Genomic DNA, 24,011 nt, shown 5'->3' on the forward strand with positions numbered 1-24,011 from the left:
AGACCTACCTCGCCGAAACCGCTCCTTGGAACGATATGAGCCGCGGCGTGACCCACCAGCTCAACGGGCCGGACGAGCAGGCGAAGAAGATCGGCCTGAACCCGCTCTCCAGCGGCGCCAAGACCGAGGACGAAGGCCTCTACCCCGTCCAGCACGGCTACTGGGCCGAGACCATGCGCAAGGCCGTCGAGGCCGAGGAACGCGAGGCCGCTGCGCGCGCCGCGAATCCAGCCGCCGCACAGGCCGGCGCCACTGGCTGCGGACACTAGAGCGAGAGCGGAAGGAACACCACCATGAGCACCGAAACAACCACCATCCCCCTGAGCGCCGAGGAACAGGCGGTCGAACTCGAACGGATCCGCCAGTTCCTCTACCGGGAAGCCCGCTTCCTGGATGACCGCGAGTTCGAGAAGTGGCTCGACTGCTACCACCCCGACGCCGAGTTCTGGATGCCTGCCTGGGCCGACGACGACGAGCTCACCGAGGACCCGCAGCGCGAGATCTCGCTGATCTACTACTCCAACCGCGGTGGCCTTGAGGACCGGGTCTTCCGGATCCGCACCGACCGCTCCAGCGCCACCAGCCTGCCTGAACCGCGCACCGGCCACAACATCACCAACGTCGAAATCGTTGAACAGCGGGGCGATGTCATCGACATCCGCTTCAACTGGTTCACCCTGTACTACCGCTACAACAACGTGGACACCTACTTCGGCACGTCCTTCTACACCCTCGACTGCAGCGGATCGCAGCCGGTCATCACCAAGAAGAAGGTCGTCCTGAAGAACGACTACATCCACCACGTCGTGGACATCTACCACATCTGATCTAAGCATCCGGAAAGGAACACCCCCATGACCTACAAGGTTGCACTGAGCTTCGAAGACGGCGTCACCCGCTTCATCAACTGCGGTCCGAACGAGACCGTCGCGGACGCCTCATACAAGGCCCGCATCAACATTCCGCTGGACTGCCGCGACGGTGCCTGCGGTACCTGCAAGTCCCTCTGCGAGTCCGGCACCTACGACGGCGGCGACTACATTGACGAGGCGCTCACCGACGACGAGGCGGACGCCGGCTACGCCCTGCCGTGCCAGATGACGCCGAAGAGCGACCTGGTGCTGCAGATCCCCACCACCTCGGACATGGCCAAGACCGGTGCCAGCACGCACACCGGCACGGTCACGGACATCAAGCGCTACTCGCCCACCACCATCGGTTTCAGCATGTCCGTCGGCGACCGCGCCGCGCTGGCCTACCTGCCCGGCCAGTACGTCAACATCCAGGTGCCTGGCCGCGGCGTCGAGCGTTCCTACTCCTTCAGCAACGGGCCGGACGTGGAAGAGATCTCCTTCCTCGTCAAGATCACCGACGGCGGCGCCATGTCCACCTACCTGAGCGATGAAGCCAAGGTCGGAGACACCCTGGAGTTCACCGGCCCCATGGGCAGCTTCTTCCTCCGCGAGCCCAAGCGCCCCGCCCTGCTGCTCGGCGGCGGCACCGGCCTGGCTCCGCTGCTGGCCATGCTCGAAACCATGACGACGACGGCGCCCGGCCAGCCGGTACACCTCATCCTCGGCGTGACCACGGATGCGGATCTGGTGGAGCTGGACAAGCTGCGCCACTACGCCGAGACAATCGAGGGCTTCACCTGGGACTACTGCGTGGCGGATCCGGACAGCGAGGCCCCGAACAAGGGCTACGTGACCGCCTTGATCGAGCCGACGCATGTCAATGACGGCGACGTCGATGTCTACCTCTGCGGCCCGCCGCCCATGGTCGAGGCAGTGCGCGGCTACCTGAAGTCCGAAGGCATCACCCCGGTGAACTTCTACTCGGAGAAGTTCGCGCTGGCACCCGCAGCGGACCTGGTCGGAGCCTCGGCATGACCGGTGCCCCGGAGGCAACGCCCGCGGGTGCGCTCAAGGTGTTCCCGGGCCGGTTCGACGGCAAGATCGCCGTCGTTACCGGCGCCGCGCAAGGCATCGGACTGGCCGTGGCCCGCCGCATCAGTGCGGAAGGCGCCGCCGTCGTGCTGGTAGACCGTGCCGAACTGGTCCATGACGTTGCCGCCGAGCTTCGCGCCAACGGTGCCAAGGCCAGCAGCGTGACGGCCGATCTGGAGCAGTTCGACGGCGCGGAGTCGGCGGTGGCCGAAGCCGTCGCCGCCTTCGGCCGGATCGATGTGCTGATCAACAATGTCGGCGGCACCATCTGGGCCAAGCCGTACGAGTACTACACTGCTGAGGAGATCCAGAAGGAAATCCAACGCTCGCTGTTCCCCACCTTGTGGACCTGCCGCGCGGCGCTGCCACAGCTGATTGAACAGGGCACCGGCGTCATCGTCAACGTCTCCTCCGTGGCCACGCGGGGCGTGAACCGGGCGCCGTACGCAGCGGCGAAGGGCGGCGTCAATGCGCTGACTCAGTCGCTGGCTCTGGAAGCGGCACAGCACGGCGTCCGCGTGGTCGCCACGGCTCCTGGCGGCACCGAGGCCCCGGCCCGCAAGGTCAAGCGCGGACCCGAACCGGAGCAGGAACAGGAAAAGGCCTGGTACCAAGAGATCGTCGACCAGACGGTGGACTCCTCGCTGCTCAAGCGATACGGGACCTTGGACGAGCAGGCCGCGGCCATCGTCTTCCTGGCCTCGGACGAGGCCTCCTACATTACGGGCACCATCCTGCCCGTGGCCGGCGGGGACCTGGGCTGATCGGTGCCCTCGCCGGCGTCGGGCTATACCCGGGCGGGCTAAGCTCGTAGGCGATGGTTTACCGGAATAACGACAGCCTCTTTGTCGGGCGTCTGCAGGAGCTCTCCGTTCTCGGGGAGCTCCTGCAGGACATTAAGCAGGGCAGGTCCCGGACCGCGGTCCTGTCCGGTCCCGGCGGCATCGGCAAGAGCGCCGTGCTGGAAAAATTCCTGGCCGGCCATCCGGAGCTGCGGGTCCTGCGCTCCGGCGGACTCCAATGGGTCAAGTCCGCGCCCGGGTCCGGCCTGTCCCGCCTTGCACAGGGCAGCGACCCGGCGGACCTGCTCGACCGGCTCCGGGAAGACGGACCGGCCGCCGTCGTTCTCGAAGATATCCAGTGGGTGGACGCCGATTCCATTCATGAACTGCTCCAGCTGGCGGAAAACCCGGCTTCGGGCCCGCTGCTGGTCCTGCTCACCCTCGACAGCACCGCCGCGATCGACCGCGCCACCGCGCGCCACCTGTCCGGCCACCGGATCACCCGGCTGCTGCTTGAGCCGCTCTCCCCCGGCGAAATCCGCGAGCTGCACGAGCACCTCACCGGGCGCGAACTCTCCGGGCCGGCCGCGCAGCAGATCCGCCGCCACACCGGCGGCCTGCCCGGCTATGTCCGCGAGCTGTTGCCGGAACTGCCCGCACGTGCCGCCGCGGACGGTCTCAGCCGGCTGCCCGCCTCGACGTCCGTCGGCGCCCAGGTAGCCCGCCAGCTCGAAGAAGTTCCCGCCGCCGTCCGGGCACTGATCGAGGCAACGGCGATCATCGGCCAGTCCGGAGACCTCTTCGATATCGCGGCCATCGCCCGGGTTTCCGATCCACTGGCCGTCATGGACGCCGCCGTGGCGACGGGCCTGCTGCGGACCGAATTCTCCGACAATGCGCACCTGCTCGACTTCCGGCTGCCGCTCTTCCGGGCCGCGGTCTACGACCAGCTGTCCGGACTGCGGCGTGCCGAGCTGCACCGCCAGGCGGCCGAAGTGCTCCCGGACGAGGCCCTGCATCTGTGGCACCTGGCGCGGTCCGCCCCGGCCGCCGACGACGAACTGGCGGACAGGCTGGATGAATTTGCGGCCAGTCAGGCCTCGACCGGAGCGTGGGCGGCCGCCGCCGACGCACTGCTGGAGGCCAGCAGGCTCAGCACCCAGGCGCGCAACCGGCAGGGCCGGCTGGTGCGGGCGGCCGACGCACTGGTCGGTGCCGGGCGGCTCGTCCAGGCCATCCGCCTGCTTCCGGCGCTTGAGAGCATGCCCGCTACGGCCGAGCGCGACGGCGTGCTGGGCTACCTCGCCACCTGCCGCGGTCGGGAGGCCGAGGCGCAGTTCCATCTGGACAATGCCTGGAAGCGCCGGCTGCCCGAGGACCGGGCGATCGGCGCCCAGATCGCCCAGCGCCAGGTCATTCATGCCTTGGCACGTTGGCGCGGCGCCGACATTATCGAATGGGCCACTCGTGCGGTCGATCTGGCGGCCCCGGGCAGCCCGACCGCCATCGAAACGGAGGCGATCATCGGTCTGGGGCTGGCGGCCTCGGGCCAGCCCGACGCCGCCCACCGGCACTATGAGCACGTGCTGGCCGATGCCCCACCCGGCGCCCACAGCCAGCGGGTCCTGCTGGGCAGCGGCTGGGCCCGGCTCGCCCTGGACGATCCGGAAACCGCGCGCATGCAGCTGGAGGCCGCCGTCCCCACGGAGTACCGTTCCGGGTCGCTGCGCATTTCGCTGTGGGCCAGCGCCTGGCTAGCGCGCACCCACTTCACGCTGGGCGACTGGGACGCTGCCCTCGCCACCGTCGGCGCGGCCACGGCAAAACTCGAGCGGGCACAGCTGGATCTGCTGCGGCCGCTGCTCCACTGGACCGCCGCCCAGATCCATGCCCTGCGCGGCAACCCGGACCAAGCCAGGGAGCATCTCCGCCTCGGGTCCGCCTCTGCTGAAAACTACGAAAGCATGCTGAGCCCGGCGCTGCTGGCACAGGCCCAGCTGTTGGAGGCCGGCACCGATTACCAGGGGGTTGTCCGGGTGCTCGCGCCGCTGGCGCAGACGCACACCGCCCGGCGCTCCGAACCGTTCTTCTGGATCTGGCAGGATACGTACGCCAACGCCCTGGTCCTGCTCGACCGGTTGGACGAAGCCTCGGCGTTCCTCGCACCGTACGAGAGCCTGGCCGCGGAGCGCCGACACCGCACCTCGCTGTCCCAGCTGAGGGCGGTACGCGGCCGGATCCATGCCGCCCGCGGGGACCTCGATGCCATGCGCCGCTCCTTTGAAGGCGCCCTGGGGCAGCTGGCTCCGCTGTCTGCCCCCTACCACCGAGCCCGCGTGCAATACTCCTACGGCCAAAGCCTGCGGCGCGCGGGCAAACGGCGGGAATCGGCGGAGCAGCTGGCCGCCGCCCGCCAGGCCTTCGCCTTGCTCGGTGCGCAGGTCTATGTGGCCCGCTGCGACCGCGAACTGGCCGCCAGCGGCGTGGACGTGCAGCGCCGCGATGACCCCGATGGCAGTTCCTTGACGGCGCAGGAACACGCCGTCGCCCTGCTGGTGGCGCAGGGCCGGAGCAACCGGGAGTCGGCGCAGGAGCTGATCGTTTCGGTCAAGACGGTGGAATACCACCTGACCCGGATCTACGCGAAGCTCCAGATCCGTTCCCGCACCGAACTTGCGGCGCGGTACCGGACGGAAGGCCAACGCCCCTAGCTCCAGTGGGGAGCCAAGGGCATCGGTCTGCCGGTGGCAGCAGTCGTGCTACTTGATCGAGGACGGGTGCTTCGCCAGCGGGATCACGTCAATGTCCATGTACGGGAACAGCGGCAGCCCGGAGAGCAGTTCGTGCAGCTCGTCATTGCTTTCGACGTCGAACACTGAGTAGTTGGCGTACTCGCCGACAACGCGCCAGATGCTGGCCCAGCGGCCGTCCTCCTGGAGTTTCTGCGAGTAGGCCTTCTCGGTAGCCTTGATCGAAGCGGCTTCCTCGGCAGGCATGTCGACGGGAATATTGACGTCCATGCGGACCAGATACAGCATGTGATTCCTTAGGTTTGGGGAACGGCTTGTTACTTGTTGTCCTGGCGGTAATGCGCCAGCTTGGCTTCATCAATGGCGGCCCCGACCCCCGGGACCTGGCGGACGCTGATCTTGCCGTCCTTGATCACGAGCGGCTCGGCCAGCAGGTCATCGCTCATGTCCAGGAAGTTGGACAGCTCGCCGGCGCGGCGAGAGGTGGCTTCGTGGGCGGCGCCGAAGGTCACGGTGGCAACGGTGCCGATCTGCGTATCGATCTGGTTACCCATGACGACGTCGACGCCGAGCCCCGTGCACAGGCCCAGGATCTGCTGGGCCTCGGTGAAACCGCTGCGAGCGGTCTTGATGCTGATCGCGTTGCAGCCGCCGGAGAGCAGCTCGCGGGACACATCCCCCGCCGTCGGTACGCTTTCATCCCCCACCACGGGGATCGGGGACTTGTCCACCAGCCGGCGCCGACTCATGGCTTCCTTGGCGTCGCACGGTTCCTCGAGCAGCGAGAGTCCCAGGCCGTCGGTCTGGCGCAGCACTTCCATCGCCTCGTTGGCGGTCCAGCCCCGGTTGGCGTCCAGGTACAGCTCGGTGTCCTGGCCCAGCCCTTCGCGCAGGACATGGCAGGCCTCGATGTCCAGCGCGAGCGGACGCCGTCCGACCTTGAGCTTGAAGGTGTTGATGCCGTAGTCGCTACGGAAGCGCAGGGCCTCGTCGAGCAGCTTCTGCGCGGGCTGGAAGCCGAGCATGTGGGAGACATCCATGGCATCGGTGTAGCCGCCCAGCAGGGAACTGACCGGGGCGTTGGCCGCCTGGCCGATGATGTCCCAGAGCGCGATGTCCAGTCCGCCCTTGGCGGTCTGGTTGTGGATGGTCCGGGAGAGGATGGCGTGGATCTTCTGCCGGTCCATGGGATCAAGACCGACGACGGCGGGGGCGAAGATTTTCGTGACGACCGAAACGATGGAGTCTTGCGTCTCGCCGTAGGTGTAGGGCCGCGGCGGGGTGTCGGTGGTTCCGATGATGCCTTCATCGGTGTGGACCCGGATCAGCACATGGTCTGCCTCGGTGACCTGGCCGCTGGCAAACTTCAGCGGCTTGGCATACGGGATGGAATAGGGAATTGCCTCGATGCGCTCGATTTTCACGGGTCGACGTTCCTTCAGGGCTGGGTGACGGATTGCAGAAGTTCGGTGAAGCGGGCTACCAGCGGCCGGGTATCCGCGCCGCGCCAAGCCATTGCCAGGTCGACGACGGGTGCGTCCTTGAGCTCGCGGAATACGGTGCCGCGGATGGAGAGGGTGCGGGTGGTGGTGGGGATCAGCGCCACCCCGGTTCCGGCCGCGACGAAGGAAAGCAGGGTGGACGTTTCGCGGGCTTCCTGCACCACATTCGGGTAGAAGCCGGCTTTGCGGCAGGCATCGATGAATGCCTCGTTGACGGCGGAATTTGCCGGGTAGCTGATGAATTGCTCGCCTGCGAGCTGTTCGAGTGACACCGTTTCGAAGGCCACCAGCGGAGAATCATCCGGCAGCGCCACCACTAGCTCGTCGTGTTCGAGGAACTTCAGTTCCAATCCGGCGGAGCGGACCGGCGGGCGCAGGATCGCCACGTCAAGGCTGTGGTCTTCCAGTCCGTCCACCATCTGCGGCGTCAGCATTTCGCCGCGGACCTTGAGCTGGACCCCGGGAAGCTTGTCCTTGGCTTCGCGGACAATCTGCGGCATGAGGCGGTAGGTCGCGGATCCGGCAAAGCCGATCCGCAGGATGCCCTGCACGCCGGTCCCGACCTGCGTGACATCGGATTCCAATGTTTCCAGGTCTTCCAGAATCCGCCGCCCGCGCTCCAAGAGCATTTCACCGGCCGGAGTGAGCTCCACTTTGCGCGTGGTGCGGGTGAAAAGGAGTGTGCCCAATTGCTCTTCGAGCTGCTTGATCTGCTGGGAGAGCGGCGGCTGGGCCATGCGCAGACGATCGGCGGCGCGGCCGAAATGCCGTTCCTCGGCCACGGCAATAAAATAACGCAGGTGCCGGGTTTCCATTTCGCACCTCCGTTTCTTCGCGTCCTGATGAATACCACTTCATCCAGATTAGGACGCATTCATTACTAATGAGAAATACATATTAGACCCTTATTGATACTCATAACATCCTAAACACTGCCAGGTGCGATCTGGTCTGCCCTCCGCGGCAGCCTGCGCCGCCCTCACGCACAAACCTGCATGTACATGCATGAACCACAGCTCCCCCTTCTCCCCCGCGCGAAGCCGTGCAAGAGTGGCCGCATGGGAGAAATGGTCGAGATCGGCACCGGCGAGAACGCTCTTCCGGTGTACCAGAGCAGTCCGGGTCCGGATATCAAGGGCGGCCTCATCGTCATCCACGAAGTGTGGGGCCTGAACGACCATGTTAAAGAGGTAGCCGACCGCTTCGCCGCCGAAGGCTACTTTGTCATCGCCCCGGATCTCCTCTCGAGTACGGGCCTGGACGTCGATGTGGCCGCCCAACTGGGCGAGGCGATGGCGCATCCGGAAAAGCGCAGCGCCACGCTACCCCGTATACGCCCCTTTCTGGCTCCGCTGCGATCGAAGAAGACAGCCGCGGGCATCATCGCGAACGCGAAGCGCTGCTTCGACTACTTGAAGGGCAACGACGCCGTAGCCGGACGCATCGCCGTGACCGGTTTCAGCTTCGGCGGCACTTACGCGTGGTCGCTGGCGGTCCACGAACCGGAGTTGAAGGCCGCAGTACCCTTCTACGGCCACGCGGACTTCACCGTGGACGAGTTTCGCAATATCGGCTGCCCGGTGCTTGCGTTCTATGGCGAGCGCGATTCGCGGTTGATCGAAAAACTGCCGCAGGTCGAGGCCGGTCTGCAGGAAGCCGGACTCAGCTTCCGTTCTGTTATCTACCCCAACGCCGGCCATGCCTTCTTCAATGACCGCAACCCGAAGGCCTATAACGAAGCCGCCGCTATGGACGCATGGAACCGCTCCCTGGCGTTCCTCGACCGGCACCTGAACTGATTCCGCCGTGGGACCGCTCCCTATGCAGCCCCCGCAGGTACGGGCGACAAATGATCCGGGCCAAGGCACCATGGTTATATGTGGATCGGCTGGATAGAATTCGACCTGCTCCTGGGAGACGTCCATTCCCTCAAGGAGAAACGATCTGTGGTCCGGCCGGTCATCGCCGAAGTGCGCAAGCGCTTCGACGTCTCGATCGCCGAAGTCGACCATCACAACCTGCACCGGCGCGCCGGGCTCGGCGTCGGGCTTGTCGGCGCGGACCGGGCCCACATCGTTAAAGTACTCGACGCCGCGGAGAATTACGTGGCCTACCGTCCCGGGGTGGACCTGCTCAGCGCACGCCGGCAGATCCTCTCCAGCGACGATTGACTTCTTGCAGGCGTCCTCCATCGGGCTGTCTCTCCGATACGGTTGACTTCGAGACCCACGCCACTGTCATGGAGGAAACTGTGACCACGCCCGCAGCCAAAGAATACGAGACGGTCGAAGACCGGATCCGCCACCTCTACTCCTTCGATAAGTCGTCCCAGCATCTGGGCATCGAGGTGGTGGAAGCCGAAGCCGGCCGCGTGGTCATGTCCATGGCGGTGCAGGAAAGCATGCTCAACGGCCACGGCATCCTGCATGGCGGCTATCTGTTTACCCTGGGCGACACTGTTTTCGCGTTTGTCTGTGAATCCCTTGGACACCCCTCCGTTTCCCGCCAGGCGGAAATCACCTACATCGCACCAGGAGCCGCCGGCTCCAAACTGATCGCCACCGGCGTCGAGCGCACCCGCTACGGCCGCAACAACATCGTGGACATCACGATCGAGGACCAGGACGCGCAGCATTTGGCCGAGCTGCGGGTCTTCGGCGTCCACGTACCCAAGAAGTAGCCCGGGACAAAGCCTGTCCATCTACCGCGAAGGAAACCACCATGGCCACTGTGCCCGCGATCGACCTGAACAACTCTGTCTCCATTCCGCAGCTTGGCTTCGGCGTCTTCCAGGTGCCGCCGGCCGAAACCCAGCGCGCCGTCGAAGCGGCCCTTGAGGCGGGCTACCGCCATATCGATACGGCTGCGGCCTACCGCAATGAGTCCGGTGTCGGCGCGGCACTCAAAGCCAGCGGCATTGCCCGCGAGGATCTGTTCATCACTACCAAACTGCGTAACGGCGAGCAGCCCTGGGTCCGCAAGGCTTTCGATAACAGCCTTCGCGAGCTCGGCCTGGACTATGTGGATCTGTACCTGATCCACTGGCCGGTTCCGGCGCAGAATCTCTACGTCCAGGTCTGGAAGGAGCTGGAGAAGATCCACGGCGAAGGCGGCTCCCGTGCCGTGGGCGTCTCGAATTTCCTCCCCGAGCACCTGGAGACACTGCTCGCAGCAGCGGACCTTGTCCCGGCCGTCAACCAGATCGAAATCCACCCCACACTGCAGCAGGCGGAGACGGTGGAGCTGAGCCGCAAACACGGCATCGCCATCGAGGCCTACAGCCCGCTGGGCCAAGGTGCGGACCTGAACCACGCTACGGTCACCGAATTGGCGGCCAAGCACAACGCAACGCCGGCGCAAATTGTCCTGGCCTGGCACCTGGCTCAGGGCAATGTCGTCATCCCCAAGACCGTGAGCCCGGAGCGCATGGCTGAGAACCTCGCTTCGGCCGAGCTGACGCTTACCCCGGACGAGGTCAGCGCCATCACGGCGCTGGAAGCCGGCAACCGGATCGGCGCGGATCCGGCCACCGCGGCCTTCACCCAGATGTAGGGCCTCGGCGCTCCGGCCGCGGAGACCTGGGCCGTGCGACTGATGGCCAGCGAGTGGTCGGCGCCGTCCACCACGACGTCCTCGGCATCCGGGAAACAGTCCAGGATGGGCCGGCGGACCTCGGCGAACCTTGGTCCGCTGTCGGTGCCACCCACGTGCAGGACTGGGCATTGGATGCGGTTAGCGGCCGAGAACTGCCAGGTCAGCAGCGCGGGCACGACGGGCGGCGAAGAGCCGCTCGTTGGCGGCGCGGAATTCGGGAGCACTTGGGACGTGCACCGGTGGTGGTTCCACCCCACGACGCGTGCCCGCGGGATCGATCCCGGGCCCAGTTGGGGTGCTCTACGTACCCGCGCCGGCGGTAGACAATCGTCCGGAACCGGTCGCGCAAACGGTCGGCCACGGGGAACAACTCATCCGCGGTGAGCGCAGTCTGGATGAAGTACCAGTCGCCCTCACCTCGTATTAAGAAACTGTCGCTCGATCTGCTGCGTGTGCAGCTAACAGGCGCAGGGCGGCCCAACCCGGCGTGTGAGAGGAGCCAGCAGCCAAAAGCGAGTCGTGTTTTGAGCCCTGAGCCTCTGCCCGGCGCGCTGCATAACGTCCACCAGTTCCTGAAGGGTCGTGAAGGCGCGGGCCTCGTCCACTGAATCGAAGTAGTGGAGCACGAGGACGTTGTTCGGATCATCAACCATGCGGTGCACGGAGTCGCTCGTCACCCCGCTGAATTCCGGCATGTCTGACACAGAATCGTAGACCTTTCGCCAGGCTTCGTAGTCGGCAACGCGGTGCAGTATGAGTAAGAGCGCCATTCTGGGCTCCTAGAAATTGGGTTGCCTTTGCGCGCGCCGTCGAAGGGGAGTGGGTGCTGCCGACAAGAGTCAGGCTACGCCGGTGCCGTCAAACAGGGAAGGGCCTTGGGCCGGGCGCGGATCGGTCCGCGGTGATCAGCTAGAAGCGCCTCCCGATCGGCGCGGGAGCCTGCTGGTTGGCTTCGCTGATCTTGATCCGGACTCCCTCAGAATTGATCGTTTTCACCGCATGGAGACGTAGAGCTCCCTGAACTTGATCGCTCCATCACCTGCGTGTCGCATCCGCCCTCCGCTCCCGGGTAAAAACCGGGCCGGGACAAAAGGCCGTGTCAGGTTAAATCCGCCTGCGTACCGCCGATTCTTCTAGAAAGAAGCGGCATCAAATCGTCCGCATCGTTTTCTACGTTTCGATTCCCCTTGACGCGGCAGCGTTGCAAGCGGACAGTAAAACTGCGCGGCCGATCGTTGCTGAACGGCAAAGTCATCGGCCGCACAGGAACCGACAGCTGCCATGAAGAAGCCATTCGCACAGAAACAGCCCGTAGGTACTGCTCCGCGGCGGCCCGGGACCGGTAGGCTCCGGGCCCTAAGACCACTCGGCCGGCACGACTTCAGGATCCTGATTACGGCACTGTCCATCTCTATCTTCGGCAGCGGCATGTGGGCCGTGACCATGGTCTACCAGGTCATCGCCCTCGACGGCGGCCCGGCTGAGCTGTCGCTCGTGGCCGCGTTGGCCGGCCTCGGGTTGGTGTCTTTTGTCCTGCTGGGCGGCATTGCGGCAGACCGGCTCCCCCGCAGGCTGATCCTTATCAGCGTGGAGGCGGTCAATCTACTGGCCCTGGCCTCCGTCACGCTCCTGGCCCTGACCGGGCGGCTGCAGCTGTGGCAGGTGGCGGCCGCCGCTACGATGCTGGGCATCGCGTCGGCCTTCTTCTTCCCGGCGTACTCCGCCATCCTGCCGCGCATCTTGCCACCCGAGGAGCTCCTGGCCGCCAACGGCATGGAGGGCACCATCCGGCCGGTGCTGCAGCAGGCAGCCGGCCCGGCGGTCGCGGGCATGGTGATCGCGGCAACCAGTCCGGGGCACACCGCGGCCCTCATCGCCGCCGCCCACACCATCGCGTTCAGCATCCTGCTGCGTTTGCGCTCGGATGACGGCGGCGCACCCTCCGCACAGGCCCGCCCCTCTGTGTGGGCGGACCTGCGCGAGGGAGTTGCCTATACCGCCCGCACGCCGTGGCTGCTGTGGACGCTGCTGTACGCCGTTGTTTTGTTGCTGCTGCTGATGGGCCCGCTGGAGGTGCTGTTGCCCTTCGCCATCCGGCAACAGCTCGGCGGTGGGGCCGCAACGTTCGGATTCATGCTGGCGATGTTCGGCATCGGCGGCGCGGCCGGCGCTCTGACCGTTTCCAGCTTCCGGCTGCCCAGGCGCTACCTGAGCCTGATGATGCTGCTATGGGGTTTCGGGACCGTACCGATGGGCATTCTCGGCTTGACCAACAGCTTCTGGCTCATGGCCGCAGCGCTTGCCACCTGCGGTTTCACCTGGGGCGTGGCGCAGGTGATCTGGGGAACACTCCTGCAGCGCAGGGTTCCTCCACATCTGCTCGGCCGCGTCTCCAGCCTGGACTTCTTTGTCTCGCTGGCGCTGATGCCGGTGTCGATGGCTCTCGCCGGCCCGGTCGCCGAAGTAGTTCCGATCTGGCTGATCTACATGGTGGTTGCCGTGGCGTCACCCGTGCTCGCCATCGCCGCCATCCTCATTGCCCGGATGCCGCAGGATGAAATCGCCCATCCGCTGGACACGCCGGCCGAGGCAGCTGCCAAGGGCGCGCAGCCGCCGTCGTCATGAGCCGCGTTTAAACCGAAGCGGCGGCGCCAGCCAGGCACCGCCGTCGTTGTTTGAGTGGTTTGGAGGTTACCGCGGGCGGTACGTGTTGACCATCGGGCAGTCGAACGGATCCCGCGCCGAGAGGCCCACTTTGTTCAGGTAGTTGACGACGATGCCGTACGACTTGGGCAACGTGGTCTCTGTGTAGGGGATCTTGTGCGTGGCGCAGTATTCGCGGACGATCTCGCTGGCGTGGGCCAGGTTGGGCCGGGGCATGCTCGGGAAGAGGTGGTGCTCCACCTGGTAGTTCAGCCCGCCCATGAGGCCGTTGACAAAACGGTTGCCCAGCGGGGTGCGGCCGATGATGTTGCGGCTGGTCAGGACCTGGCGGCTGAGGAAGTCCACCTTGGAATCCTTCGGGATCAGCGGCATGCCCTTGTGGTTCGGCGCGAAAGACGCACCCATGTAAACGCCGAAAACGGCCAGCTGGACACCGATGAAGGCGAAGGCCATGCCGAGCGGCAGGAAGTAGAAGATGGCCGCGATGTACAGGGCCAGCCGGGCAAAGACCATGCTCAGTTCGCGCTTGCGGCCCTTGACGGTCTCGCGCGAGAACAGGTACTTGATGGACGTGGCGTGGAGGTTCAGGCCCTCCAGCGTGAGCAGCGGGAAGAACAGGTAGCCCTGACGGCGGGTGAACCAGGCCATGAAGCCCTTGCGTTCTGCCACCTGTTCCGGCAGGAACGAAATGGTGTCCTGCTCGATGTCCGGGTCCTTGCCCATCGTGTTGGGGTTGGCGTGGTGGCGGTTGTGCTTGTTCATCCACCACTGGTAGCTGATGCCCACAAATGCGTTGGCCAGCACGCGGCCGGCACGGTCATTCGCGGGGCCGGATTCGAACACCTGGCGGTGCGAGGCCTCATGCGCAATGAAAGCCAGCTGCGTGAACAGGATGCCCAGCACGCCGGCAATGATCAGCTGGAACCAGCTGTCGCCCAGCAGCACGAAACCGGTGGCGGCGCCCGCCAGCCCCAAGCAGAGGGCCACGAAAAGAGTGATGTAAAAAGAAGTGCGACGGCGCAGGAGGCCGGCTTCGCGGATCGTCTTGATCAGATTCGAATAGCTGCTCGAGGCAGATGTTCCGCGGGTTGTGCGGGTATTACCTGGTGACGTTGTTATGCTCATACGGCCTTCAGGGGGATTGAGTCCGACTTCCCAGCCGTGTGATAAGTGGGCGTATGCCCTGCAGATACGTTTCATTGTAACCGGCGAATCTGAACGCAGGCTGAATGCGCGCGTAACCGCACGCTACTACCTGAGGACGTCGGGCGCTGACGTGCAGCTCTCGCCGTGCCGGAAGAGCTGCACGCGAACGCCCGCTTAAAGCAGTGGTAATTGACCACCCAAAACATCCTGTAGAGTTATCCCCGTAGTTGTTGTGTTGCGCATTTGATTTTTAGCAACAGGTTCCTCCGCCGGAGTAACTTGTGCTTCTCTGAACGGCCGTAAAGAACACCGCTGCGAGGGGTCCCGAAAAGCGGGATCTCATTCAAGGCTCTAGAGGAGTACAAAAATGGCAACAGGAACTGTGAAATGGTTTAATTCCGAAAAGGGCTTCGGCTTCATCGCTCCGGACGACGGCTCTGCCGACGTTTTCGCTCACTACTCGGCTATCGAAGCCAATGGTGGCTACCGCGAACTGCGCGAAGAGCAGAAGGTCGAGTTCGAGACCACCCAGGGCCCCAAGGGCCTGCAGGCAGCGAACATCCGCGCCCTCTAAAGGTGGCTGCGGCTAACGCCGCACACTGAATTCCAAACGGAGCCGGTTTCTTCTCACGAAGAGGCCGGCTCCGTTTTTCGTTGCCCGGGCACTCCACTAGCAAGAAGCAGACCCGGGGAGGCAGAATGGTTGTTATGCTCCCAACCACCGTTGACCCCAGTGCCACCGAATTTGTGACCGAGGTAGTGCCGCAGATCCTGCTGATTGGCGGCGCTGTGGTAGTTGCCATGGGGCTGGCTTTCGCCGTCACGTGCTGGCTGGTGGTGCGCCGGATCCGGCGTTCCGGCGTGGTGCAGCGCGGGGTGCGGAAGGGCAGCATGGCCGTCCGGTCCGTCACCGCGGACGATGCCGGTCGCAAACTGGCGCGGCTGAGAATGCAGCTGGAGCGCTCCTCCGAGGCAACCATCCGCTCGCTGGCTGCTGCCGATGGCCAGGGCCGGCCGCTTGGCGATTTGCCAGCGGTAGCTGCCAACCTTACCCGCGCGGAACGTGGCTTGGACGAGCAGTTGCACTTGGCCCAGCGTGAACCGAATCCGCAGCTGCGCAAGTCCCTGGTGCCGGGGCTCGCCGAGCAGGTCGAACGGCTTTCGGGATTGTCCGCGGAGCTGCGCCAGTCACTGCTGCAGAACGGGCACACCGTCAGCACTTCGCAGATCGAGCGCGTCAGTACGCATCTGGCGCTGGAAGTGGACGCCCTGCGGACGTGGAACACGGCCTACGGCTCACGGCAGCTCCCCTGACCACGGCCTGACCCTGTCCCGCTCCCCTCACTGCTAAGGATCCTGCCATGTCGATCGGACGACGCCTTTCCCGCATCATCCGGGCCAAACGGTCGGCTGCCAGCCAGGAGCCCGAGAACCCGATCAGCTCCCTCGATGGCGCCCACCAGCATCAGCTGGACCTGCTGGACCAGGCCCGCCGCAGCGTTGCGGACGTCGCTGCGAACCGCCGGCGCGTCGAGCTGCTGGCCGAGCAGGCTGCCGCTGAGGTGGCTTCGCTCAACCGCTCCGCCGAACAAGCGGTGCAGGCAGGGAACGACGACGGCGCGCGGCAGGCTCTGCAGCGGAGCATCACCGTGGGCAAGCGGCTGGAGTCCCTGACGGCACAGCGCCAGCAACTGGACGCTCAGGTGCGCGGGCTCGAACAGACTTTAATGCGGCTGGAGCACGGGATCGAGGACTCGCGATTGCGCTACCAGTCCCTCAAGGCAGACCATAACGCGGCGCAGGCCGCCCTCGGAATGCGTGAAACCCTGACCGCGTCCGGCCAGCAGGCCGCTGCCGCGAACGCCGCCGCGCGGGAAGCGGAACAGGAGGCCCGCCGGATGCAGGCCCAGGCCGCGGCCTATGAAGAACTGTCATGGTCGGACCAGAATTCGCCGCAGGTCCTGCAGGCCTTCGAGGAACTGGAGACCAGAATGGGCGCTGAAGAGGAGCTAAGGCAGCTCAAGGAGCGCCGGAATCCGGGCCCGTAGCGTTCTTGATTGTTGACAATCCACATTCGTCAAGCCTGACGACCTAGAATGATCGTGATGACAGTAGCGAATAGTCGACAATCGACGGAGGGCTCCCGGCATGCCTGGGCTTGACGATCTGGCGGCGCTGGAAGAGCGTCCCACCGCTGTGCTGATCGCCAACCGGCTGCGGAACCGCATTATCAATGGCTCCTTTGAGCTGGGCGAGCAGGTCACCGAGGCGGCCATCGCTGCGAAGCTCAAGGTGTCCCGCGGGCCTGTACGCGAGGCACTCCAGCGGCTGAGCCAGGAGGGCCTGCTCGTGGGCCACCGGAACCGCGGAGTCTTCGTCCTGGAGCTCACGCCGAAAGATGTCCATGAGATCTACGTTGCCCGGCGTGCTGTTGAAACGGCGGCCGCATCCGAAATCATCGGTGCCGGCGACAAGGCCGTCAGGCAGGCCGCACGGAAGCTGACCACCTTGGTCCGGAAACTACCGGACGCCGTGGCGGCGCGGGACTGGAGCAAGGTCGCCGAACTGGACTTGAAGTTCCACGAAACACTCGTGGTGGCCTCGGGCAATTCGCGTCTGTCACGAATGTTTGTCACCCTAGCGGCTGAATCCCGGATCTGCATGGTCCACGTCAAGATCTCCTACCGCCGGATCGACATGCTGGTCGAAGAGCACCAGCAGATGATCGACCTGCTCGTCGCGAAGGATGCCGAGGGCCTGTATGCCGCCATCGTGAACCACATGGAAACGGCGACGACGGACCTCACTGAGTCCATGGAAGAAATGCTCCGGCTGCAGGAAGCAGCCATAACAACTCCCGACGCCGAAGCCGAAGCGCCTTCGCCTGACGGACAGACACCTAGTCGCGATGGGGAGACACCGGCCGGAGCGGCGGCAACGCCGGACGCCGTTTCCAAGCCCGACGCCGCAGCAGTCCCGGCGCCGGCCAGCGCCTGAGCGCTCCGCAGCCTGAGCGCCCCGCAGCCTGAACAATCCGCCGACCGGACCTAATCCTGCCGCTCCCCTGCAGCCAGCACCGGCGGCCGCCCGAATTCTCCGCGCGCCCGCTCAAACGCCGCCGCAGCCTGCAACACCAGCGCGTCGGCGTGCCGCGGACCGACAATCTGCAGCCCCACCGGTAGCCCTGAAGCGGTCAGACCGCACGGCACGCTGATGGCCGGCTGCTGGGTCATGTTGAACGGGTACGTGAACGGGGACCACTGGGCCCAGCGTTTGAGGCCTGATTCCGGCGGAACTTCGCAGCCGACGTCGAACGCTGGAATCGGCAGGGTCGGCGTGACCAGCAGGTCATACTGCTCGTGGAAAGCGCCCATCCGCTGGCCCAGCTTCGCCCGGACGGCGTTGGCATCCAGGTACTGGTCAACGGTCACCGCGTGGCCCTGCCGGCAGACCTCCAGCAGCCCGGGATCCAGCTCGCCCCAGCGCGCCTCGTCGTAGGCGCGGATGACCTTGCCGGCCCCGGCAAACCACAGCACGTGGTACTCGTTGATCGGATCCTGGATGCCCGGATCCGCGGTCTCGACCTCCGCGCCCAGCGTGGCCAGCAGGTCCACGGCCCGAGCCACCAACTGTGCCACTTCCGGATCAACGTCAGCGAAACCCAAGTCCGGACTGAAGGCGATCCGCAGTCCCTTGATGCCGTCGTGCAGCCCTTCGGTGAAGGACTGCCGGGGCGGCGCCAGCGCGGACCAGTCCCGCGGATCGGAGGCGGCGAGCACATCCAGCAGCAGGGCGCTGTCCTGAACCGTCCTCGTCATTGGCCCGGCGTGTGCCAGCGTGCCGTACGGGGTCGGCGGGTACAGCGGAATGGTGCCATAGGTCGGCTTCATGCCCACAATCCCGGAGAACGACGCCGGAATGCGTACCGAACCGCCGCCGTCGGTCCCCACCGACAGCGCGCCCATCCCCAGCGCAACCGCAGTGGCCGAACCCCCGGACGAGCCGCCGCAGGTCTTGGACGCATCCCACGGATTGCCGGTGTTCCCCGTCAGCGGGTTGTCCGTCACGCCCTTCCAGCCGAACTCCGGCGTGGTCGTCTTGCCGACGAACACCGCCCCGGCCGCGCGCATCGCGGCGACCACCGGGGCGTCCTCATTCCACTCCTGGTCCGGGCTGATCAGCCTGGAACCGCGCAGCGTCGGCCAGTCCTTGGTCAGCAGCAGATCCTTGATCGAGGTCGGCACGCCATCCAGCGGTCCGGCCGGCGTGCCCGCGGCCCAGCGCTCCTCCGAGTCCCGTGCCGCGGCCAGCGCCTCGTCCTCCGCCACCAGGCAGAACGCGTTGAATTCGGCGTTGTGCGCTTCGATGCGCGCCAGGCTCGCCTCGGTGGCCTCGACCGGCGAAATTTCCTTGGCCTTGTACCCCTGAAGGAGTTCCGCCGCGGAGAAGTCGGCGAGCGCCGTCGTCGTTGTTTCGGTGGCCATGGTGATCAGCTTCCTGCCGGAATTCGGATAGCTTCAGTGGAGCGGAACAAGCTTCCCAGGCCGCTGAAGTTCCGCAGCAGGCCGGCGATGCGCAGCCCCTCCCAGACGGTGACCTGGTTGGCCGTGAGCACGGGCTTGCCGACGGCGTCCTCGAGTTCGTCGAGCCAGGCCAGCGAGTGCATGGCGGTATCCGGGATCAGGACCGCCTCCGCTTCTGGGCGGTCCGCGGCCGCGGCCATGCGGGCAATGTCGTCCAAGCCCATCAGACCCACCTCCCCCGCCGTCGCTATCCCGCTGCTGCCCAGATGAACGACGTCGATGCTTGCGTCCGCGAGGAAGCGCCGGAAGTGCCGGGCCAGGTCTTCGGGGTAGCTGGCGGCAATGGCCACGCTGGATAGCCCGAGGTGCTTGACCGCGTGCGCAAAGGCCAGCGAGGTCGAAGATGCCGGCAGGCCCAAGTCGTCGCCGATCCGCCGGGCCTGCTCCTGCGCCCCTCTCCAGCCATACACAAAGGAGCCCGAGGTGCACGCCCACATCACCGCATCGGGCTGGTAGGCGGCGACCCGACGTGCGCCCTCGAGCAGATTTGCCGAACTGCCCACGCTCAGGAGGGTGTCCACCGTATGGAGCACGTCGCCGCCGGCCGTCGTGACCACCGGCAACCGAAGCTGTCCGGCAAGGCGTTGTTCCAGACGGGGGAAGTCATCCTCGGCCCCGACTCCGGGGTAGAGCAGTCCTATGGTGGGCACTCGGTTCATGTTCTGCACCTGCTTTCTTTCATTCGATTTCTACCGTTCCGTCGGGTGGACGGCCAGGAGCCGCTGGCCCGGCCCCACCGGCGCCAAACCAAGATGGTGGAGGGCGGCCCACATGACAGCCTGGTTGGCCGTGATGATGGGCTTGCCGAGCAGGCGCTCCAGCGGCTCGATCAAGTGGTAGGTCGGCAGATTGGTGCAAGCCACCACGATCGCCTCAGCCTCCGGCCGGTCCGCGGAAACAATCAGTTCCGCGGTGTAGGAGTAGGGCACCTTCCAGATCTCGCCCGACAGTCCGAGCATCGAGACGTGCCGGACATCTATCCCGCCCTCATTCAGGAACTTCACGAAGCGTTCGGTGACGGGTGCTGTGTAAGGGGTGGCGACGGCGATGCTGTGCAGATCGAGTGCTGCCAGGGCCTCGAGGATGGCGCCGGAAACGGTGAGGACATTCGGCACGCCGTAGCCCTGCACGGCGGAGACGAATTCCCGTTCACCCTGGATGCCGTGAATAAAGCTGCCGGAGGTGCAGGCGTAGATATAACAATCCGGTGATACAGCGCTGATCCGCCAGGCCGTATCGGCCACGATGTCCGGCCGGCTCACAAGCTCGGCCTGTTCGACGCCGACCAGGACAGGCTCGAAGGGCGAGCGGGCGAAATAGAGGTCGGCGCGTCCTTCGGCCCAGCGCGCCATCTCGTGATCCAACGCCATGTCATACGGGGCGACAACGCCGATTTTGTTCAGCACCAGCGGGCCTGACGGGATGACGCTTGCATAGTTCGCAATAGAAGTCATTCCGCCCTCCGAACGCTCCCAGTAATGGTTGATTGTTGACAATCGTAGGGCATGATCGGTTACGCTCGCATTAAGAATTCGAGGAAATTTTTGTGTATTTTTTCTGCCGCCGTTATCTGGGTGTTATCGGGGTCAGGAAAGCGAACAAGGAGGATCAGGTGGAGCGGTTTATCAAGGTTTCGCTGGAGCAGCGGCAGGTCTCCTGCATTGCCAGGCTGCTTGACGACGAGGCTCCGCGGACGGCAGCGGCGGTCTGGAATGCGCTGCCACAATCCGGCCAGGTCTTCCACGGCAAGTATGCGCGCAACGAGATCTACAACCTGCTGCCGGCGTTCGCACCGCAGGAGCCCGGGCCGGAAAATACCACCATCACCCCGATCCCCGGCGACCTGTGTTATTTCACCTTCAACGCGGACATCCTCCACACCCCCGCGTACGGCTACAAGGACGACGACCGGGTCCAGACACCGGAAGCGATCATCGACCTGGCGTTGTTCTACGGCCGCAACAACCTGCTGATCAACGGCGACCAGGGATGGGTACCGGGAAACGTCTTCGGGACCGTAGTCGAAGGACTCGAAGAAATGGCCGCTGCCTGCCAGAGCATCTGGATGGACGGAGCGCGCGGAGAGGCCTTGACTTTCTCGCGCCACGAGCCCGCCGGCTGAGGCTAGAACGGGCCCCCAACCTGAGGGAGTGCCCGGCCACGTCCTGAGCGGCCTAACGGCTGAAGTAAATACCCAATTTGGGGGTTGTTGGCACGTTATCGCAGGCCTACTGTTACAGACACACCGCAGAAGCACGGTGTAGGGGCAAGCTCTTTGGCGAGGGCTTCACCAGTTGCAGCAAACTGGAACTGTACGATAACGAGCCGGTCCGGGTGATGCCGCGATCGGTCTTCGCACAACATGAACGGCACGCGAGGATGCGCGGCCGGGGGGCCTGTGCCGTTTTTAGGGAAACGAGGCGAACGCCCGAGGGGTTCGCTGTGCCCGGCAAAATCCAGGAAGTAAAAAGTCATCATGAAAAAGTCATCAATAACGTGGTGCCTGTTTACCTTGATTACAGGTACGTTGCTTGGACTCCTTGCAGGACTGGGAATTGCAGCACCAGCCAGCGCAGACTCTGGATCCGCTACCGTTGCGGATGGGCCGCACGACGACGACGACGACAATCGGCGTGACTGGGACGACCGGCGTGACAACGACGACCGGAAAGACCGGTGGGACGACCGCCACGACGACGACGACCGGAGAGACAACCGCCGGCATCACGGCGACAATGACGATGCTGAACTGGCAATTGAGAGAGATGGTAGACGAGCCGTCGAAGTCAGCGGCGAAGAATATGAAGGCGACCAGCGGGTAACCGTCTACCTTGTCCGCAATGGACATGTCGTTGAGAGGGAGCGTGTGTGGCTGGACGATGACGAGGAAGACTTCACCGTCGATTTCCGCGATCTGCGTTGCGGCCGCTACGTGGCCTACACCAAGAGCCATGAGGAAGGCTGGGTTCGTAGCGACGACTCGGTCCGCATTTGTAACCGTGATCACGACCGCAAGCACTGATTAGGATCAACACAAGCACGGCGTCAGGCTGTGTCAGGAGGACTGGGGCACCGTCCCGGTCCTCCTGCTTGCACTCCGCTAACCACTGACATAACCGGACCCCGGCAGCTGGGGCGAGCTGCCGGGGTCCGGGGCCTCCGACCTTCTGAGGTCTCTGGCCACTAGTTACTTTGGTACACGAGTCTTGGAAAAACCTCTAAACAGAGTGCCGCCGCCGCTTGGGGAAGGCTATCCGGTCGAAGTCATTCGCGGCCTGGACAACTGCTCCGCCTGCCTGCGCCCGTGCCTGTTCTGCGAGTGGACCAACGTCGACATAGCGCGATGAGAAGTGGGTCAGCACCAGCAGTCCAACCCCGCCGCCGGCCGCCAAGGCACCTGCTTGTCCTGCGCTGAGGTGGCGGTACTGGGCGGCCAGTTTGGCGTCGTCGTCGTCAAACGTGCACTCGGCCACCAGCATGTCCGCGCCGTCCGCCAGTTCCTCGGCACCCGCACAAGGAGCAGTGTCCATCACGAACGCGAAGCGCTGGCCAGGCCGAGCGACACTCACATCCTCTAGGCTCACGCCGCGCAGCTTCCCCTCGCGCTGGAGACGTCCGACGTCTGGCCCTGAAATTCCGGCAGTTGCGAGTCTCTCCGGCAGGAGGGTCCGGCCATCAGGCTCGACAAGCCGGTAGCCGTAGGTTTCGATGCGATGATGCAACGGCCGCACCTCGAGTCCCGCCGCGATCGGCCCGGCCTCCGCATGCGGATGCAGTCGCAGATCGATGCCCGGGGACGAAACGGACACCAGCGCTTTGACAACTTCCTCGCCGGAGGCCGGATAGTGCAGGTGCACGGTGTGGGCGACGCCGTCCAGCGCCATGCGCGATAGCACGCCGGGCAGGCCGTAGCAGTGGTCGCCGTGGACGTGAGTCAGGCAGATACGCGTGATCTGCCCGGCTGAAACGCCTGCATGAATCATCTGCCGCTGCGTACCCTCCCCCGGATCGAAGAGCAGCCCCTCGCCGTCCCAACGCAGCAGGTACCCGTTATGGTTGCGGGTCCGTGTGGGAACCTGCGAGCCAGTGCCGAGGACAACGAATTCACGCATTGGAACAGAGTGTGCCACGTATCGGTGAGCGCAGAAACGGGAACTACTGTGCGAGACGGTTGCGGACGATCTCGCTGACAGCCTTGCCGTCAAAGCGGCCGGCGACCTTGGCAGTGACCGGCTTCATGACCACGCCCATCTGCCGCATCGAGAGCTCGGCGCCGTCGGCCTTGAGTCCGTCTATGACCTCGTCCACGATGGCCTCCACATCCGTTGCCGTGAGCGGCTCCGGCAGGTAGGCCTCGATGATCTCCGCTTCGGCAATCTCGGCGGCTGCCCGGCTGTCCTGACCCGCCTCGGTGTAGGTATTCGCGGTGTCGCGTCGTTTCGCTGCTTCCTTCTGCAGGAGTGCAGTCACCTGGGCATCGTCCAGTTCCATGGGAGTCTTGCCCGATTTCTCGCGCGTGGCGATTTCCCCCAGGACGTTGCGCACGGTCGTCAAGGCAACCTTGTTGCCTGCCTTCATATGTACGACGACGTCAGCCTGGAGCTGTTCTTTGAGCGTGGTCATAGTGTTCCTCGTTTCGATAGCCGAACATATCCTGTCTGCCTCCACAATAGGTCGTACTGGCGTCGAAGAACTTCCGGTCGGTAGTCCGGACTGCTGCCTGCGACAGTGCCCAAAGTGCTGCCGCGCGAAGAAGCCCCGGCCGACTGCGACCGGGGCTTCTTCTTACTACTCGGAGGAGATGTCCTAGATCGCCGAAACGATCCAGATGATCAAGGCAATAGCTGCCAGGACGCCTACGATGGTCCAAATAAGGTTGCTTCCACGCATGTTGCTTCCTCCATTTCTCTTTGTAGTCCCCATTATTTGCACAGAAGAAACGTTTTAGGGGGAGAACACCAAAATCCGCTGGGTGGCTTGCATCACGACGATCGGCGATCCGGCGCCGCTTGCTCACCTGGATCAGCCTCTCCATGGCCGCGCG

Annotated in this window: 25 protein-coding genes and 1 pseudogene; 16 read left to right on the plus strand and 10 right to left on the minus strand. The window is 64.8% G+C overall.

Annotation, left to right across the window (positions count from 1 at the left end; genetic code table 11):
* From HGO92_RS16575 to HGO92_RS16595, 5 genes and pseudogenes are all read left to right on the plus strand, one after another.
* Positions 1-269: pseudogene (locus tag HGO92_RS16575) on the plus strand (hypothetical protein); the annotation flags it as partial.
* 24 nt (positions 270-293) lie between these two features.
* Positions 294-827, plus strand: coding sequence for a benzoate 1,2-dioxygenase small subunit (gene benB, locus HGO92_RS16580; RefSeq protein ID WP_169996777.1), 534 nt, complete (start codon positions 294-296; stop codon positions 825-827).
* 27 nt (positions 828-854) lie between these two features.
* Positions 855-1,889, plus strand: coding sequence for a benzoate 1,2-dioxygenase electron transfer component BenC (gene benC / locus HGO92_RS16585; protein WP_169996779.1), 1,035 nt, complete (start codon positions 855-857; stop codon positions 1,887-1,889).
* Positions 1,886-2,710 carry a 1,6-dihydroxycyclohexa-2,4-diene-1-carboxylate dehydrogenase gene (locus HGO92_RS16590; RefSeq protein ID WP_169996781.1) on the plus strand — a complete coding sequence of 275 codons (825 nt, stop codon included), beginning with the start codon at positions 1,886-1,888 and terminating at the stop codon, positions 2,708-2,710. Before benC ends, HGO92_RS16590 begins: the two co-directional genes overlap by 4 nt.
* A gap of 53 nt (positions 2,711-2,763) precedes the next feature.
* Positions 2,764-5,439 carry a helix-turn-helix transcriptional regulator gene (locus tag HGO92_RS16595; RefSeq protein ID WP_169996783.1) on the plus strand — a complete coding sequence of 892 codons (2,676 nt, stop codon included), beginning with the start codon at positions 2,764-2,766 and terminating at the stop codon, positions 5,437-5,439.
* Positions 5,440-5,487: 48 nt separating this feature from the next.
* Here HGO92_RS16595 and catC read toward each other — a convergent pair whose 3' ends face one another.
* From catC to HGO92_RS16610, 3 genes are read right to left on the minus strand one after another with little or no spacing between them, the layout of a single operon-like run.
* A complete protein-coding gene (gene catC, locus HGO92_RS16600; RefSeq protein WP_169996785.1) occupies positions 5,488-5,766 on the minus strand; it encodes a muconolactone Delta-isomerase in 279 nt (92 codons plus the stop codon).
* Between the two features lie 29 nt (positions 5,767-5,795).
* Positions 5,796-6,902, minus strand: coding sequence for an enolase C-terminal domain-like protein (locus tag HGO92_RS16605; RefSeq protein WP_169996787.1), 1,107 nt, complete (start codon positions 6,900-6,902; stop codon positions 5,796-5,798).
* 14 nt (positions 6,903-6,916) lie between these two features.
* Positions 6,917-7,795 carry a LysR substrate-binding domain-containing protein gene (locus tag HGO92_RS16610; protein ID WP_169996789.1) on the minus strand — a complete coding sequence of 293 codons (879 nt, stop codon included), beginning with the start codon at positions 7,793-7,795 and terminating at the stop codon, positions 6,917-6,919.
* Positions 7,796-8,038: 243 nt separating this feature from the next.
* On the opposite strand from HGO92_RS16610, the gene HGO92_RS16615 reads away from it, so the two are divergent.
* From HGO92_RS16615 to HGO92_RS16630, 4 genes are all read left to right on the plus strand, one after another.
* Entirely contained in the window at positions 8,039-8,779 is a 741-nt protein-coding gene (locus tag HGO92_RS16615) for a dienelactone hydrolase family protein (RefSeq protein WP_169996791.1), read from the plus strand.
* Positions 8,780-8,857: 78 nt separating this feature from the next.
* On the plus strand, positions 8,858-9,151 hold the full coding sequence (locus tag HGO92_RS16620; protein WP_169996793.1) for a DUF503 domain-containing protein: 294 nt from the start codon (positions 8,858-8,860) through the stop codon (positions 9,149-9,151).
* 80 nt (positions 9,152-9,231) lie between these two features.
* Positions 9,232-9,660 (plus strand): hotdog fold thioesterase, encoded by a 429-nt coding sequence (locus HGO92_RS16625; protein ID WP_169996795.1) that lies wholly within the window; start codon positions 9,232-9,234, stop codon positions 9,658-9,660.
* A 41-nt stretch (positions 9,661-9,701) separates the two neighbouring features.
* Positions 9,702-10,532: an aldo/keto reductase gene (locus HGO92_RS16630; protein WP_205834590.1), complete on the plus strand. Its 831-nt coding sequence runs from the start codon at positions 9,702-9,704 to the stop codon at positions 10,530-10,532.
* 500 nt (positions 10,533-11,032) lie between these two features.
* On the opposite strand, the gene HGO92_RS16635 is transcribed toward HGO92_RS16630, so the two are convergent.
* Complete coding sequence (locus HGO92_RS16635; RefSeq protein ID WP_169996797.1) at positions 11,033-11,344, minus strand: cyclase; 312 nt, start codon at positions 11,342-11,344, stop codon at positions 11,033-11,035.
* A gap of 511 nt (positions 11,345-11,855) precedes the next feature.
* On the opposite strand from HGO92_RS16635, the gene HGO92_RS16640 reads away from it, so the two are divergent.
* Entirely contained in the window at positions 11,856-13,199 is a 1,344-nt protein-coding gene (locus tag HGO92_RS16640) for an MFS transporter (protein WP_169996799.1), read from the plus strand.
* Positions 13,200-13,265: 66 nt separating this feature from the next.
* On the opposite strand, the gene HGO92_RS16645 is transcribed toward HGO92_RS16640, so the two are convergent.
* A complete protein-coding gene (locus tag HGO92_RS16645) occupies positions 13,266-14,363 on the minus strand; it encodes a fatty acid desaturase family protein (protein WP_169996801.1) in 1,098 nt (365 codons plus the stop codon).
* A 388-nt stretch (positions 14,364-14,751) separates the two neighbouring features.
* Between HGO92_RS16645 and HGO92_RS16650 the strand changes: the two genes are divergently transcribed.
* The 4 genes from HGO92_RS16650 to HGO92_RS16665 all read left to right on the plus strand — a co-directional run bounded on the left by HGO92_RS16650 (position 14,752) and on the right by HGO92_RS16665 (position 17,381).
* The gene (locus tag HGO92_RS16650) at positions 14,752-14,958 is read left to right on the plus strand and encodes a cold-shock protein (protein ID WP_074700699.1); all 207 of its coding nucleotides are present in this window, start codon (positions 14,752-14,754) and stop codon (positions 14,956-14,958) included.
* Positions 14,959-15,092: 134 nt separating this feature from the next.
* Positions 15,093-15,698 (plus strand): hypothetical protein, encoded by a 606-nt coding sequence (locus HGO92_RS16655; RefSeq protein WP_169996803.1) that lies wholly within the window; start codon positions 15,093-15,095, stop codon positions 15,696-15,698.
* Between the two features lie 47 nt (positions 15,699-15,745).
* Positions 15,746-16,432: a PspA/IM30 family protein gene (locus tag HGO92_RS16660; protein WP_169996805.1), complete on the plus strand. Its 687-nt coding sequence runs from the start codon at positions 15,746-15,748 to the stop codon at positions 16,430-16,432.
* Between the two features lie 100 nt (positions 16,433-16,532).
* Positions 16,533-17,381 carry a GntR family transcriptional regulator gene (locus HGO92_RS16665; protein ID WP_240974704.1) on the plus strand — a complete coding sequence of 283 codons (849 nt, stop codon included), beginning with the start codon at positions 16,533-16,535 and terminating at the stop codon, positions 17,379-17,381.
* Positions 17,382-17,431: 50 nt separating this feature from the next.
* Here the strand turns inward: HGO92_RS16665 and HGO92_RS16670 are convergent, their stop codons facing one another.
* Genes HGO92_RS16670 through HGO92_RS16680 form a run of 3 tightly spaced genes read right to left on the minus strand, consistent with a single transcriptional unit; the run spans position 17,432 to position 20,421 of the window.
* Positions 17,432-18,868 (minus strand): amidase, encoded by a 1,437-nt coding sequence (locus tag HGO92_RS16670; RefSeq protein WP_169996807.1) that lies wholly within the window; start codon positions 18,866-18,868, stop codon positions 17,432-17,434.
* A 5-nt stretch (positions 18,869-18,873) separates the two neighbouring features.
* A complete protein-coding gene (locus tag HGO92_RS16675; protein WP_169996809.1) occupies positions 18,874-19,626 on the minus strand; it encodes a maleate cis-trans isomerase family protein in 753 nt (250 codons plus the stop codon).
* Positions 19,627-19,656: 30 nt separating this feature from the next.
* Positions 19,657-20,421: a maleate cis-trans isomerase family protein gene (locus HGO92_RS16680; protein WP_169996811.1), complete on the minus strand. Its 765-nt coding sequence runs from the start codon at positions 20,419-20,421 to the stop codon at positions 19,657-19,659.
* A gap of 158 nt (positions 20,422-20,579) precedes the next feature.
* Between HGO92_RS16680 and HGO92_RS16685 the strand changes: the two genes are divergently transcribed.
* Positions 20,580-21,089 (plus strand): DUF3830 family protein, encoded by a 510-nt coding sequence (locus tag HGO92_RS16685; protein ID WP_169996813.1) that lies wholly within the window; start codon positions 20,580-20,582, stop codon positions 21,087-21,089.
* Positions 21,090-21,443: 354 nt separating this feature from the next.
* Positions 21,444-21,989 carry a hypothetical protein gene (locus HGO92_RS16690; RefSeq protein WP_169996815.1) on the plus strand — a complete coding sequence of 182 codons (546 nt, stop codon included), beginning with the start codon at positions 21,444-21,446 and terminating at the stop codon, positions 21,987-21,989.
* Between the two features lie 196 nt (positions 21,990-22,185).
* Here HGO92_RS16690 and HGO92_RS16695 read toward each other — a convergent pair whose 3' ends face one another.
* Together HGO92_RS16695 and HGO92_RS16700 are read right to left on the minus strand one after the other, a co-directional pair.
* On the minus strand, positions 22,186-23,079 hold the full coding sequence (locus tag HGO92_RS16695; protein ID WP_169996817.1) for a ribonuclease Z: 894 nt from the start codon (positions 23,077-23,079) through the stop codon (positions 22,186-22,188).
* 43 nt (positions 23,080-23,122) lie between these two features.
* On the minus strand, positions 23,123-23,590 hold the full coding sequence (locus tag HGO92_RS16700; RefSeq protein ID WP_169996819.1) for a GatB/YqeY domain-containing protein: 468 nt from the start codon (positions 23,588-23,590) through the stop codon (positions 23,123-23,125).
* Between the last annotated feature and the right edge of the window lie 421 nt (positions 23,591-24,011).

Source organism: Crystallibacter degradans (assembly GCF_012952295.1).
Lineage (GTDB): Bacteria > Actinomycetota > Actinomycetes > Actinomycetales > Micrococcaceae > Crystallibacter > Crystallibacter degradans.

Excerpts from the sequence above, each read along its gene's own strand:
- benB (WP_169996777.1), top strand. The coding sequence starts at position 294 with ATGAGCACCGAAACAACCACCATCCCCCTGAGCGCCGAGGAACAGGCG.
- HGO92_RS16675 (WP_169996809.1), bottom strand. The coding sequence starts at position 19,626 with ATGAACCGAGTGCCCACCATAGGACTGCTCTACCCCGGAGTCGGGGCC.
- HGO92_RS16610 (WP_169996789.1), bottom strand. The coding sequence starts at position 7,795 with ATGGAAACCCGGCACCTGCGTTATTTTATTGCCGTGGCCGAGGAACGG.
- HGO92_RS16595 (WP_169996783.1), top strand. The coding sequence starts at position 2,764 with ATGGTTTACCGGAATAACGACAGCCTCTTTGTCGGGCGTCTGCAGGAG.
- HGO92_RS16695 (WP_169996817.1), bottom strand. The coding sequence starts at position 23,079 with ATGCGTGAATTCGTTGTCCTCGGCACTGGCTCGCAGGTTCCCACACGG.
- HGO92_RS16620 (WP_169996793.1), top strand. The coding sequence starts at position 8,858 with ATGTGGATCGGCTGGATAGAATTCGACCTGCTCCTGGGAGACGTCCAT.
- HGO92_RS16690 (WP_169996815.1), top strand. The coding sequence starts at position 21,444 with ATGAAAAAGTCATCAATAACGTGGTGCCTGTTTACCTTGATTACAGGT.
- benC (WP_169996779.1), top strand. The coding sequence starts at position 855 with ATGACCTACAAGGTTGCACTGAGCTTCGAAGACGGCGTCACCCGCTTC.
- HGO92_RS16645 (WP_169996801.1), bottom strand. The coding sequence starts at position 14,363 with ATGAGCATAACAACGTCACCAGGTAATACCCGCACAACCCGCGGAACA.
- HGO92_RS16590 (WP_169996781.1), top strand. The coding sequence starts at position 1,886 with ATGACCGGTGCCCCGGAGGCAACGCCCGCGGGTGCGCTCAAGGTGTTC.
- HGO92_RS16660 (WP_169996805.1), top strand. The coding sequence starts at position 15,746 with ATGTCGATCGGACGACGCCTTTCCCGCATCATCCGGGCCAAACGGTCG.
- HGO92_RS16640 (WP_169996799.1), top strand. The coding sequence starts at position 11,856 with ATGAAGAAGCCATTCGCACAGAAACAGCCCGTAGGTACTGCTCCGCGG.
- HGO92_RS16630 (WP_205834590.1), top strand. The coding sequence starts at position 9,702 with ATGGCCACTGTGCCCGCGATCGACCTGAACAACTCTGTCTCCATTCCG.
- HGO92_RS16680 (WP_169996811.1), bottom strand. The coding sequence starts at position 20,421 with ATGACTTCTATTGCGAACTATGCAAGCGTCATCCCGTCAGGCCCGCTG.
- HGO92_RS16670 (WP_169996807.1), bottom strand. The coding sequence starts at position 18,868 with ATGGCCACCGAAACAACGACGACGGCGCTCGCCGACTTCTCCGCGGCG.
- HGO92_RS16615 (WP_169996791.1), top strand. The coding sequence starts at position 8,039 with ATGGGAGAAATGGTCGAGATCGGCACCGGCGAGAACGCTCTTCCGGTG.
- HGO92_RS16700 (WP_169996819.1), bottom strand. The coding sequence starts at position 23,590 with ATGACCACGCTCAAAGAACAGCTCCAGGCTGACGTCGTCGTACATATG.
- HGO92_RS16635 (WP_169996797.1), bottom strand. The coding sequence starts at position 11,344 with ATGGCGCTCTTACTCATACTGCACCGCGTTGCCGACTACGAAGCCTGG.
- catC (WP_169996785.1), bottom strand. The coding sequence starts at position 5,766 with ATGCTGTATCTGGTCCGCATGGACGTCAATATTCCCGTCGACATGCCT.
- HGO92_RS16665 (WP_240974704.1), top strand. The coding sequence starts at position 16,533 with ATGCCTGGGCTTGACGATCTGGCGGCGCTGGAAGAGCGTCCCACCGCT.
- HGO92_RS16650 (WP_074700699.1), top strand. The coding sequence starts at position 14,752 with ATGGCAACAGGAACTGTGAAATGGTTTAATTCCGAAAAGGGCTTCGGC.
- HGO92_RS16655 (WP_169996803.1), top strand. The coding sequence starts at position 15,093 with ATGCTCCCAACCACCGTTGACCCCAGTGCCACCGAATTTGTGACCGAG.